The following is a 12,410-nucleotide window of genomic DNA, read 5'->3' as shown; positions in this document are numbered from 1 at the left end:
TGTCCGTGATAAACTGCGCACCCCTCTCTTTTGCGTAAATTATCAGGGCGATGAAAAAGAAAAGACCCGTACTACAGGATGTGGCCGATCGCGTAGGCGTGACCAAAATGACGGTCAGCCGTTTTTTGCGTAACCCGGAACAGGTTTCCGTCGCTTTACGGGGCAAAATCGCCGCTGTCCTTGATGAACTGGGCTATATCCCCAACCGCGCACCCGATATTCTCTCCAACGCCACCAGCCGCGCCATTGGCGTGCTTCTCCCCTCTTTGACGAACCAGGTCTTCGCTGAAGTGCTTCGCGGCATTGAAAGCGTCACCGACGCGCACGGTTATCAAACCATGCTGGCGCACTATGGCTACAAAGCGGAAATGGAGGAGGAGCGGCTGGAGTCGATGCTCTCCTGGAACATCGATGGACTGATCCTCACCGAACGCACCCACACGCCGCGCACGTTGAAAATGATCGAAGTGGCGGGCATTCCGGTTGTGGAATTGATGGACAGCAAATCTCCCTGCCTCGATATCGCCGTTGGCTTTGATAACTTTGAGGCCGCCAGGCAAATTACCGCCGCCATTCTTGCGCGCGGCCATCGTCGCGTTGCCTATCTCGGTGCACGTCTGGATGAACGTACTATCATCAAACAGAAGGGGTACGAGCAGGCGATGCTGGATGCGGGGCTGACGCCGTACAGTGTGATGGTGGAACAATCCTCCTCTTATACCGCCGGCATTGAGTTGATGCGTCAGGCGCGCCGCGAGTATCCGCAGCTTGATGGGATCTTCTGTACTAACGATGACCTTGCTGTTGGCGCCGCGTTTGAGTGCCAGCGCCTGGGGCTGAAGATCCCACAAGATATGGCGATTGCCGGGTTCCACGGGCATGACATCGGTCAGGTGATGGAGCCGCGACTGGCAAGCGTGCTGACGCCGCGTGAGCGCATGGGGCGCATCGGTGCGGAACGGCTACTGGCGCGTATCCGTGGTGAAGCAGTTACGCCAAAAATGTTAGATTTAGGTTTCACTTTGTCACCGGGTGGATCTATTTAGTCTGACAAATTTGAAGTAGCTCACACTTATTTATCTCTGACCGCTGTGGATATTGCTTCTCTGGGATCGCGGCAGGACAATGTTACCGATAACAGTTACCCGTAACAATCACTCTTGCACCCGTGGGGGCTTCCCTTTGAGCACAACAAACCTTGATCACCATGTTTTCGTTCTGATGGGCGTTTCAGGCAGCGGCAAATCAGCGGTTGCCAGCGAAGTCGCGTATCAGCTTAAAGCCGCGTTTCTCGACGGCGACTTTCTCCATCCGCGGAGCAACATCAACAAGATGGCCTCCGGCGAGCCGCTGAATGACGACGACCGCAAGCCGTGGTTGCAGGCGCTGAACGATGCTGCCTTCGCTATGCAGCGCACCAACAAAGTGTCGCTAATCGTCTGCTCGGCGCTGAAAAAGCACTACCGCGACCAGCTGCGCGCCGGTAATCCTAACCTCTCCTTTATCTACCTGAAGGGCGAATTCGATGTTATCGAAAGCCGCCTGAAAGCGCGTAAAGGCCACTTCTTCAAAACGCAGATGCTGGTCACCCAGTTCGAAACGCTGCAGGAGCCGGGCGAAGATGAAAGCGATGTGCTTGTGGTGAACATTGACCAACCGCTTGATGGCGTGGTCGCCAGCACCATTGAAGTGATAACCAAAGGCCGTGAGCAGTGAGTACATTAACGCTGGTATTAACCGCAGTCGGTTCTGTTTTACTGCTGCTGTTTTTAGTGATGAAAGCGAGAATGCACGCTTTCGTTGCGCTGATGGTGGTCTCGATTGGTGCCGGGCTTTTCTCCGGTATGCCGCTAACGAAAATTGCGCAGACCATGGAAAAGGGGATGGGCGGTACGCTCGGGTTCCTCGCCATTGTGGTCGCACTCGGCGCGATGTTCGGCAAAATCCTGCATGAGACCGGTGCGGTGGACCAAATCGCCGTCAAAATGCTTAACTCCTTCGGGCACAGCCGCGCGCACTATGCGATTGGCCTCGCCGGGCTGATTTGTGCCCTGCCGCTCTTCTTCGAAGTGGCGATTGTCCTGCTGATAAGCGTTGCCTTCTCCATGGCGCGCCACACCGGCACTAACCTGGTCAAACTGGTTATCCCGCTGTTCGCAGGCGTTGCGGCAGCGGCGGCATTTCTGCTGCCGGGGCCTGCGCCGATGCTGCTCGCCTCGCAGATGCATGCAGATTTCGGCTGGATGATCCTGATTGGCCTCTGCGCTGCGATCCCGGGCATGCTGGTCGCCGGGCCGCTGTGGGGCAACTTTATTAGCCGCCACGTTGAGTTGCATATTCCGGACGATGTTAGCGAGCCGCATCTCGGCGAAGGCAAAATGCCGTCGTTTGGCTTCAGCCTCGCGCTGATCCTGTTGCCGCTGGTGCTGGTGGGGATGAAAACCATCGCCGCGCGTTTCGTAGCGCAAGACAGCACGCTCTATCAATGGTTGGAGTTTATCGGTCACCCCTTCACCGCCATTCTGGTTGCCTGTCTGGTAGCGATTTATGGTCTGGCAGTGCGTCAGGGAATGGCAAAAGATCGCGTAATGGAGATTTGCGGCCAGGCGCTACAACCGGCGGGGATTATTCTGCTGGTGATTGGTGCGGGCGGCGTCTTCAAACAGGTGCTGGTCGATTCCGGCGTTGGCCCAGCGCTCGGTGAAGCGTTAACCGGCATGGGTCTACCGATTGCCCTGACCTGTTTCGTGCTGGCAGCGGCGGTGCGCATTATCCAGGGGTCCGCAACGGTCGCCTGTCTGACCGCAGTCGGTCTGGTAATGCCGGTTATTGAACAGCTGCACTTCAACGGCGCGCAGATGGCGGCACTCTCCATCTGTATCGCGGGCGGTTCGATTGTGGTGAGCCATGTGAATGATGCCGGTTTCTGGCTCTATGGCCGCTTTACTGGCGCGACAGAAGCGCAAACCTTGAAGACCTGGACGATGATGGAAACCATCCTCGGCACCACCGGTGCGATTATCGGGATGATCGCCTTTACGCTGCTGAGCTAAAGGCAAAAGAAAACCCGGTGGTTTCAGGCCACCGGGTTTTTATCTTAACGCTTAAGAAGCGAGCGACAGTTCCGCTTTGTTATTGCGCGTCAGCCACTGAGCCACATGCGCCTGCTCCTCTTCACTCAGCCACATGCCAAGTTTGGTACGACGCCAGATGGCATCGTCGAGGCGACGCACCCACTCATGCTCCACCAGGTAACGCAGTTCGGCTTCATACAGTTCATGACCGAAGTGCTCGCCCATGCCATCCAGGCTGGTGATACCCGACAGAATCAGCTCACTGTTGCTACCGTAGGTACGGGCATAGTGGCGCGCCAGCGATTCGCTAATGAACGGGTATTTACGGCGCAGTTTCGCTGCGTAATCCTCGCGATCGCCGTTGATATCGCCGCCGGGCAGAACGCACTCTTTGGTCCATGCCGGGCCGATGCCTTTGTAGTACGGCGTCAGTTTTTCCAGCGCATGCTCCGCCAGCTTACGATAGGTGGTGAGTTTCCCGCCGAAGACAGAGAGCAGCGGCGCTTTGCCGTTCTCGTCATGGATATCGAGCGTGTAATCACGGGTGATCGCCTGCGGTGAATCGGATTCGTCATCGCAGAGCGGGCGCACGCCGGAGTAGGTCCAGGCGATATCCTCACGCGTGAGCTGTTTCTTAAAGTGATCGTTGTAGACATTGAGCAGGTAATTGATCTCGTCTTCGTCGATCTTCACGTTTTTCGGGTCGCCGTGGTACTCAACGTCGGTGGTACCAATAATGGAGAACTCATCCATCCACGGGATCACAAAGACAATACGTTTATCTTCGTTTTGCAGAATATAGGCCTGCTTCTGCGCATGGGCGCGCGGCACCACGATGTGGCTGCCTTTGATCAGGCGAATGCCGTATGGCGAAGGCAGTTTCATGCCGTCATCAAAGAACTCTTTCACCCATGGGCCAGTGGCGTTGACCAGACCGCGCGCTTTCCAGCTAAATTTCTCGCCGGTATCGATATCTTCCGCTTCCACCACCCACAGGCCGTTTTCACGACGCGCGCTGGTGGAACGGGTACGGGTCATTACTTTCCCGCCTTTACGCTCAACCATCTGCGCATTCGCCAGCACCATGCGCGCATCATCAACCCAGCAGTCGGAATATTCGAATCCGCGCACGATTTCCGGTTTCAGCACCGATTCTGAGCCAAATCGCAACCCTTTCGACGCCGGCAGGCTGGTGCGTTTACCCAGGTGATCGTACATAAACAGACCAATGCGAATCATCCAAGCCGGGCGCAGGTGAGGGCGGTGCGGCAGGCGGAAGCGCATCGGGAAAGCGATATGCGGTGCCATTTTCAGCAGCACTTCACGTTCGGCGAGCGCTTCGCTCACCAGGCGGAATTCATAGTGTTCAAGGTAGCGCAAGCCACCGTGAATCAATTTAGAGCTGTTGCTGGATGTCGCGCAGGCGAGATCCTGAGCCTCAAGCATGAGCACGGATAAACCACGCCCTGCGGCGTCAACCGCGATACCGGCACCGTTAATGCCCCCGCCTATCACAATCAGATCTTTGGTTTCCATGCTATCCTCACGCACTTTCGTAAAAGCTCAAAAATGTTCGATATCGCTCATAATAGCAAAGGAACGCGCTTTTGGTAACATCAAAAAAACAATTTAGAGTGATATGCATAACATAATGGCGCATCACCGGGGTCACGACGTACACTTGTCGCAGCCTAGCCATAATTCGTGTCAATAAAGAGAACGCCATGGATCAGTTTGAATGTATTAATGTCGAAGAGACCCACCAGAAATTGCAGCAGCAGCAGGCCGTGCTGGTCGATATCCGCGATCCGCAGAGTTTCGCGATGGGCCATACGCCGGGCGCGTTTCACCTCACCAACGACACGCTGGGCGCGTTTATGCGCGACAACGATTTCGACACGCCGGTGATGGTGATGTGCTATCACGGCAACAGCAGTAAAGGTGCCGCGCAATATCTGTTGCAGCAGGGCTATGAAGAGGTCTACAGCGTCGATGGTGGTTTCGATGCGTGGCATCGCCACTTCCCGGCAGAAGTCGAGCACGGCACGCTTTAGGCGAAGCGCGACTCTCCGCTATACTGTCTCTCTTTGTATGGACTAAGCGACGCCCGTCATGTTGATGATTACCTCTTTTGCTAACCCCCGCATCGCCCAGGCGTTTGTCGACTATATGCAGACTCAGGGCGTTATCCTGACGATCCAGCACCACGAGCAGACCGACATCTGGCTGGCGGACGAAAGCCAGGCCGAACGCGTGCGCAGCGAGCTGGCGCGCTTTCTGGAAAACCCCGCCGATCCGCGCTATCTGGCGGCGAGCTGGCAATCCGGCCAGACCGACAGCGGTTTGCACTACCGCCGTTTCCCTCTTTCAGCCGCCCTGCGTGAGCGCGGCGGGCCGCTAACCATCGCCATCTCCGTGCTCTGCATTATCGTCTTCCTGCTGATGAACGTGATGGGCGATGAAGTCGTGATGGCGTGGCTCGCCTGGCCGTGGGATGAGAGCCTGCGCTTTGAAGCCTGGCGCTACTTCACCCACGCGATCATGCACTTTTCGCTGCTGCACATTCTCTTTAACCTCTTCTGGTGGTGGTATCTTGGCGGCGCGGTGGAGAAGCGGCTCGGCAGCGGCAAACTGGTAGTGATTACGCTGATTAGCGCGCTGTTAAGCGGGTTTGTGCAGCACCAGCTTACCGGCCCCTGGTTCGGCGGCCTCTCCGGCGTGGTCTACGCGCTGATCGGTTATGTCTGGCTGCGCGGCATACGCGACCCGGAACCGAAGGTGGCGCTGCCGAACGGCCTATTTATCTTTACGGTGTTACTGATGGTGGCGGAATGGTTCGGCTTAACCGGCTTCGCCATTGCCAGCGGCGCGCATACGGCAGGGATTGTTATTGGCCTGGCGATGGCGCTGGTGGACTCGCAGAATGTGCGAAAACGAACATAATTATCCAGGGACACATGATGAAACAGACACAGCGTCACGACGCGATTATCGAGCTGGTTAAACAACAGGGATATGTCAGCACCGAAGAGCTGGTTGAACAGTTCTCCGTCAGCCCGCAGACGATTCGTCGCGATCTGAACGATCTGGCCGATCAGAACAAAATTTTGCGTCACCACGGCGGTGCGGCGCTGCCTTCCAGTTCGGAAAACACCTCGTGGCACGACCGGAAAACGACGCTGGCGGCGGAAAAAGAGCGTATTGCCCGCCGCGTTGCCGAGCAGATCCCCAATGGCGCGACGCTGTTTATCGATATCGGCACCACGCCGGAAGCGGTCGCCCATGCGCTGCTCGACCACAGCGAACTGCGGGTTGTCACCAACAACCTTAACGTCGCTAATACTTTGATGAAGAAGTCGGATTTCCGCGTCATTCTTGCGGGCGGCGAACTGCGTAGCCGCGACGGCGGTATTGTCGGCGAAGCGACCCTCGATTTTATCTCCCAGTTCCGCCTCGATTTCGGCATCCTGGGCATCAGCGGCATCGATGCAGACGGCTCGCTGCTGGAGTTTGACTACCATGAAGTGCGCACCAAGCGCGCGATCATTGAGAACTCGCGCCATGTGATGCTGGTGGTGGATCACTCGAAGTTTGGCCGCAATGCGATGGTCAATATGGGCAGCATCAGCCTTGTCGATGCGGTCTACACCGATGTGATGCCGCCCGCAGGCGTAATGCAGGTGATTAGCCACAACAATGTGCAGCTGGAACTCTGCTAGCCGTTATACCCCATAACCCATGATTTTCAGCAGCCGCTGGGCGTGCTGCACCGCATCCTGACGGTGGGCAACGCCCAGCTTCTGATAGAGGTTGCGGATATGGGTTTTGATGGTCGTCGCGGCGACAGCCAGTTCACCGGCGATCTGCTCGTTGCTGTACCCCGAATAGATAAGCCCCAGCACCTGCCATTCACGCTGAGTCAGCGGGCTGGTGCGGATCAGCTCCGGTACTTCCGGGTGCGTCAGTAAGCGCTCAACAAAGCTCTCATCAAAGTGGGCGAACTTATGCCGGTGATGCTGGTTGATTTCGCGCAGAATGCGCTGGGCGCGGTGCTGATCCAGCTCCGGCAGCGTGTTGAGCTGAATGAGCTGGCGCAACTGCTGCGCCATTGGCTCACCCTCAATCACAAAGTGGCTGATAAACCCGGTACGGTTGGCGAGCTGTAGCGCTTCAAGCAGCACGCGCTGGGCATCGTTTTTGCGCCCGGCATGCCAGTAAAGCTGGTTGAGCAGCAGCAGGTTGCGGTTGATATCGCTCATCAGGCGCAGGCTGCGCGCGTTTTCGTTTAACTCCTCAAGCACCATCTCCGCCGGATCAAAATCGCCCAGCAGGATCTGCGCGCGGGCAATGTTGCGCCACTGGCTTTGCAGGAAGTGGTTATTGGCGAAGGCTGGTTTTGGCGTCTGGCGCAGCCACTGCGCGGCGGCGTTTTTGTCCCCGGTCATTTGCCAGTAGATCATCCGCACTTTATCGGCGTTCGATACCCAGTCGCTGTGATACTGGCCGTTGCCGAGCAGGTTCTCCAGCCGGTGCAAGTGGCTGCGGGCGTTATCCAGATCGCCACGCGCCAGCGAGACCTGCACAATCAGCGCCAGGCACTGCAACTGCTGCTGCGGTTGCAGTGCGGCCAGCACTTCCATTCCCTGACGTGCGGCGGCTTCCGACTCGTCGAGCCGCGCCCACGCCCACAGAAGCTGGGCGCGGATGCGGAGTAAAAATTCATGCATCGGCAGCTGTTCAAGATGCTGCTCGCGGATAAGCGCGAAGGCTTTCTCCTGCATCTCCCACGCGGCCTGCAAAAAGCCCTGCGCGAAGAGGATTTCGCTCTGCTGGATCAGGCTCCACAGCGCGTAGTGCCAGACATCGTGACGGCGCGCCATCTGCTCGGTTTGCTGCATCACCGCCAGCGAATTGGCCAGCTCGCCTTTGCAGTGCAGCACTTCGCCATGCACCGACGTGGCGACAATCCGGCTGTAGTAGTTAGCCAGCGGCAGTTCGTCGAGCGCCACCATCGCCAGCCGTTCTGCTTCCACCGGATCGCCATCGTTAATCGCCACCTGGGCGCGCAGGGCGTTGAAATCGCCATGCAGCGAGGCATCCATCTGGGTCGTCATCTCCTGCTCGGCGCGCGCCAGCAGGGTGTTCACTTCGCTATAGCGGTGCTGGCTTTGCATCAGCCACGCCTGCAGCAGCACCAGCCGCGGGTTCTCCAGCAGGCTCTCCCACGGCAGCGCTTTTAGCGACTCCTCCAGCAGGCTCAGCTCGCTGTGGTTAAACAACCCCCATGCGTGATTGAGCAGGATATCGCGCAGCATCACGCCGTCGCCCGCTGCCAGCGCGTGGTGGATCGCTTCGCTCGGGAAGCCTTGCGCCATCCAGCTCTCGGCCGCCGCGCGGTGAATATTGGGTAGCTCCGTCGCCAGCTCCCACTGGCAGCGCTGGCGCAGGAAACTGCCGAACAGCGGGTGGTAGCTAAACCACTCGCCGGAGTCATCCATGCGCTGTAAAAAGAGTCCCTGACGCTCAATCTCCTCGAGCCGCATCTGCCCGTTCTCTTCGCCGGTGACGCGCACAATCAGTGCATCGTTCATCGAGCGCAGCAGAGCACTTTTGAGCAGGAACTGGCGGGTGGCGGGATCGACATTATCGAGCACCTCATCGACCAGATAATCGGAGAGATGGCTGGCGTTAATGCCCGCGAGGCGGCGCGCGGAGTGGTGCGGCGCGCTGTGGTTTTGCCGGGCGGAGAGGGCGATCAGTTGCAGCGCCGTGGCCCAGCCAGCGACATCATCACACAGCCGGCTGCTCTCAGCCGCTTCGATCGGCGCATTGAGGCGGCAGTCAAAAAACTGCTTCGCCTCCTGGTGGGTAAAGGCCAGCTGTTGGCTGCCCACTTCGAGTAGCTGTTCGCGCACGCGCAGGTTGGCAATCCCCAGCTGCGGCAGGTTACGCGAGAGCACAATCAGGGTCAGGTTTTCCGGCTGATGGCGCAGGAAGAAACGCATTGCATCGTGGATTACCGTGTTGGTAATCAGATGGTAATCATCAATCACCATGTAGAGCGGGCGCTGCCATTCGGTCAGTTCGACAAACAGCTGCGAGAAGAGTGAAGGCAGGCTGGCGTACTGGCGTTTTTGCGCCATCACTTCGCTGCTGACGCAATGCCCGCCGGTGGCCTGCTGCACTGCGGCGATAAAGTAGCTGGCGAAGCGCTCCTGCTGATTATCTCCCTCATCGAGCGAGAACCAGCCGACGTCGCTTTTCCCCGCCGCCCATTGCGAAACGAGGGTAGTCTTGCCGTAGCCCGCAGGGCTGGTTACCAGCGCAAGCCGATAATTGTTGGCGCCGGAAAGTTTCGCCAGCAGACGTTCGCGCACCACCGTATGGTCGAGTCGAACCGGGCGACTTAATTTGGACGGAATCAACATAGTTATCACTTCACTGTGAGGGAGAACTGAGATGCGATTTTTTTTGTGCTTCGTAATTAATCTCAATACGTTCGGACAGATGAGGAAATATTGCAAGTTATGTCCGGATCTGACGATTGTGAATTTGCACTATGTCACAGTTCTATTTATGTGCCGAATAAATTCAGCCCATGCAGGGCGGGCGGCGGCGTAAAAACGGGCAAATTTTCCGCAGAAAAATAGGCCATATTAATGGGTCGCGTAAAAGCAACGCGCAATTAGCGAAACGGTAACCTCGCCGCGCATAAAATATTATTTCGCCGCGTTCTCTGCGCGCGTAAAACAATTTATTACCGAAACGGCATTTCATTATCGGCTCACCGTGCGATAAAAATTTTAGGTGGCGGCGATCACACTTTTTCGCTCATCCCCGCTACTCCTCCCTGTCTAATCCCCGCCAGGATGAGGAAGTGATTCCCGTAGATCTGCACACTAGCGCTAATGTCGATTATCTTCACACAGGACCCGGATTTTTATGACAAAGCCAACGTTTGATAAAGCGCAATTTGAAGCGGCCCTGACGCGCCAGTGGCAGCGTTTTGGGGTTCACTCTGCAACGGAAATGACAACTCGCCAGTGGTGGCATGCCGTGAGCGGCGCGCTGGCGGAACTGTTGGCGGCGCAGCCTGCGCCAAAAGCGGCGAAGGAGCAGCGCCACGTTAACTACATCTCAATGGAGTTTTTGATCGGTCGCCTGACGGGCAACAACCTGCTGAACCTCGGCTGGTATGAGGCGGTCGGCGACGTATTACAGGCGCACGATATCCAGCTGACCGATCTGCTGGAAGAGGAGATCGATCCGGCGCTCGGTAACGGCGGCCTGGGGCGTCTGGCGGCCTGTTTCCTCGACTCGATGGCGACCGTCGGCCAGCCTGCCACCGGGTATGGCCTCAACTACCAGTACGGGCTGTTTCGCCAGTCCTTTGTCGACGGCCAGCAACATGAAGCGCCGGACGACTGGCACCGCCGCAGCTACCCATGGTTTCGCCATAACGAACAGCTGGATGTGCAGGTCAACATCGGCGGCAAAGTGAGTAAAGAGGGGCAGTGGCAACCGGCCTTTACCCTCGTGGGCGAAGCCTGGGATCTGCCGGTGATTGGCTACCGCAACGGTATTACCCAGCCGCTACGTTTGTGGCAGGCGACTCATGCGCATCCGTTTAACCTCACCAAATTTAACGACGGCGACTTCCTGCGCGCGGAGCAGACGGGCATTGATGCTGAAAAGCTCACCAAAGTGCTCTACCCGAACGACAACCATCAGGCCGGTAAGAAGCTGCGTCTGATGCAGCAATATTTCCAGTGCGCCTGCTCGGTGGCCGACATTCTGCGTCGTCATCACCTGGCCGGACGCAAGCTGGCGCAACTTCCGGATTACGAAGTGATCCAGCTGAATGACACCCACCCAACCATCGCCATCCCTGAACTGCTGCGCGTGCTGCTTGATGAGCATCAACTGAGCTGGGATGACGCCTGGGCAATTACCAGCCGTACCTTTGCTTACACCAACCATACGCTGATGCCGGAAGCGCTGGAGCGTTGGGATGAGTCGCTGGTGAAAGCGCTGCTGCCACGCCATATGCAGATCATCAAACGCATCAATGAGCGCTTTAAAGCGCAGGTTGAGCAGACCTGGCCGGGTAATAAAGCTGTGTGGGCAAAACTGGCGGTGGTGCATGACAAGCAGGTGCGCATGGCCAACCTCTGCGTGGTTGGTGGCTTTGCCGTTAACGGCGTGGCCGCGCTGCACTCGGATCTGGTGGTGAAAGATCTCTTCCCGGAGTACCACCAGCTGTGGCCGGGCAAATTCCATAACGTCACCAACGGCATTACGCCGCGCCGCTGGATCAAGCAGTGCAACCCGCTGCTGGCCGCGCTGCTTGATAAGACGCTGAAAAAAGAGTGGGCCAACGATCTCGATCAGTTGATCAATCTTGAGAAGTACGCCGACGATGCGGCGTTTCGCCAGCACTATCGCGATATCAAGCGGCAAAACAAAGTGCGGCTGGCGGAATTTGTCAAAGCGCGCACCGGTATTGTGATCAACCCTGAAGCGATTTTCGATATTCAGATCAAACGCTTGCATGAGTACAAACGCCAACACCTTGGCCTGCTACATATCATTGCGCTCTATAAGGAGATCCGCGAAAACCCGCAGGCGAACCGCGTGCCGCGCGTCTTCCTGTTTGGTGCAAAAGCGGCGCCGGGTTACTACCTGGCGAAGAATATCATCTACGCTATCAACAAAGTGGCAGACGTAATTAACAACGATGCGTCGATTGGCGACCAGCTGAAAGTGGTGTTCCTGCCGGATTATTGCGTCTCGGCGGCGGAAAAACTGATCCCGGCGGCGGATGTCTCCGAGCAGATCTCAACCGCAGGCAAAGAGGCTTCCGGTACCGGCAACATGAAGCTGGCGCTCAACGGCGCATTAACGGTCGGCACACTGGATGGCGCTAACGTTGAAATCGCTGAGCAGGTGGGCGAAGAGAATATCTTTATCTTCGGTCACACCGTTGAGCAGGTGAAGGCGTTAAAAGCGAAAGGTTACGACCCGGTCAAGTGGCGTAAAAAAGATAAGCTGCTTGATGCGGTGCTGAAAGAGCTGGAGAGCGGGAAATACAGCGGCGGCGATAAGCACGCCTTCGACCAGATGCTGCACAGCATCGGCAAACAGGGCGGCGATCCCTACCTGGTGATGGCGGATTTCGCTGCCTATGTCGAGGCGCAAAAGCAGGTGGATGTGCTCTATCGTGACCAGGAGGCCTGGACGCGTGCGGCGATCCTCAACACTGCGCGCTGCGGCATGTTTAGCTCTGACCGCTCGATCCGCGATTACCAGACCCGCATCTGGCAGGCAAAACGTTAA

General features: G+C 57.2%; 9 protein-coding genes. 7 read left to right on the top strand and 2 right to left on the bottom strand.

Annotated elements, in window-relative coordinates; all coding sequences use genetic code 11:
* Nucleotides 1–50 precede the first annotated feature (50 nt).
* The 3 genes from gntR to gntU all read left to right on the top strand — a co-directional run bounded on the left by gntR (nt 51) and on the right by gntU (nt 3,053).
* A complete protein-coding gene (gene gntR / locus SOM48_RS00520) occupies nt 51–1,046 on the top strand; it encodes a gluconate operon transcriptional repressor GntR (protein WP_042712859.1) in 996 nt (331 codons plus the stop codon).
* 136 nt (nt 1,047–1,182) lie between these two features.
* Nucleotides 1,183–1,716, top strand: a complete 534-nt coding sequence (gntK, locus tag SOM48_RS00515; RefSeq protein WP_320511215.1) for a gluconokinase — start codon at nt 1,183–1,185, stop codon at nt 1,714–1,716.
* Nucleotides 1,713–3,053, top strand: coding sequence for a gluconate transporter (gntU, locus tag SOM48_RS00510; protein ID WP_023481953.1), 1,341 nt, complete (start codon nt 1,713–1,715; stop codon nt 3,051–3,053). The genes gntK and gntU overlap by 4 nt, the downstream gene beginning before the upstream one ends.
* A gap of 51 nt (nt 3,054–3,104) precedes the next feature.
* Here the strand turns inward: gntU and glpD are convergent, their stop codons facing one another.
* The gene (glpD, locus tag SOM48_RS00505) at nt 3,105–4,610 is read right to left on the bottom strand and encodes a glycerol-3-phosphate dehydrogenase (protein ID WP_320511214.1); all 1,506 of its coding nucleotides are present in this window, start codon (nt 4,608–4,610) and stop codon (nt 3,105–3,107) included.
* A 188-nt stretch (nt 4,611–4,798) separates the two neighbouring features.
* Here glpD and glpE point away from each other — a divergent pair, with 188 nt between their 5' ends.
* From glpE to SOM48_RS00490, 3 genes are read left to right on the top strand one after another with little or no spacing between them, the layout of a single operon-like run.
* A complete protein-coding gene (gene glpE / locus SOM48_RS00500) occupies nt 4,799–5,128 on the top strand; it encodes a thiosulfate sulfurtransferase GlpE (RefSeq protein ID WP_054802635.1) in 330 nt (109 codons plus the stop codon).
* Nucleotides 5,129–5,186: 58 nt separating this feature from the next.
* Nucleotides 5,187–6,017, top strand: a complete 831-nt coding sequence (gene glpG / locus SOM48_RS00495) for a rhomboid family intramembrane serine protease GlpG (RefSeq protein ID WP_320511213.1) — start codon at nt 5,187–5,189, stop codon at nt 6,015–6,017.
* Between the two features lie 17 nt (nt 6,018–6,034).
* Nucleotides 6,035–6,793: a DeoR/GlpR family transcriptional regulator gene (locus SOM48_RS00490; protein WP_023482097.1), complete on the top strand. Its 759-nt coding sequence runs from the start codon at nt 6,035–6,037 to the stop codon at nt 6,791–6,793.
* 3 nt (nt 6,794–6,796) lie between these two features.
* Here SOM48_RS00490 and malT read toward each other — a convergent pair whose 3' ends face one another.
* Nucleotides 6,797–9,502 carry an HTH-type transcriptional regulator MalT gene (gene malT / locus SOM48_RS00485; protein ID WP_320511212.1) on the bottom strand — a complete coding sequence of 902 codons (2,706 nt, stop codon included), beginning with the start codon at nt 9,500–9,502 and terminating at the stop codon, nt 6,797–6,799.
* A 514-nt stretch (nt 9,503–10,016) separates the two neighbouring features.
* On the opposite strand from malT, the gene malP reads away from it, so the two are divergent.
* Nucleotides 10,017–12,410, top strand: coding sequence for a maltodextrin phosphorylase (gene malP, locus SOM48_RS00480; protein ID WP_313162088.1), 2,394 nt, complete (start codon nt 10,017–10,019; stop codon nt 12,408–12,410).

Source organism: Kosakonia sp. CFBP8986 (genome assembly GCF_034044935.1).
Lineage (GTDB): Bacteria > Pseudomonadota > Gammaproteobacteria > Enterobacterales > Enterobacteriaceae > Kosakonia > Kosakonia cowanii.
Note: the sequence above shows the minus strand (reverse complement) of the source record. Positions and strands in the feature narration are given on the sequence as shown.

Excerpts from the sequence above, each read along its gene's own strand:
- malP (WP_313162088.1), top strand. The coding sequence starts at position 10,017 with ATGACAAAGCCAACGTTTGATAAAGCGCAATTTGAAGCGGCCCTGACG.
- glpE (WP_054802635.1), top strand. The coding sequence starts at position 4,799 with ATGGATCAGTTTGAATGTATTAATGTCGAAGAGACCCACCAGAAATTG.
- malT (WP_320511212.1), bottom strand. The coding sequence starts at position 9,502 with ATGTTGATTCCGTCCAAATTAAGTCGCCCGGTTCGACTCGACCATACG.
- SOM48_RS00490 (WP_023482097.1), top strand. The coding sequence starts at position 6,035 with ATGAAACAGACACAGCGTCACGACGCGATTATCGAGCTGGTTAAACAA.
- glpG (WP_320511213.1), top strand. The coding sequence starts at position 5,187 with ATGTTGATGATTACCTCTTTTGCTAACCCCCGCATCGCCCAGGCGTTT.
- gntR (WP_042712859.1), top strand. The coding sequence starts at position 51 with ATGAAAAAGAAAAGACCCGTACTACAGGATGTGGCCGATCGCGTAGGC.
- glpD (WP_320511214.1), bottom strand. The coding sequence starts at position 4,610 with ATGGAAACCAAAGATCTGATTGTGATAGGCGGGGGCATTAACGGTGCC.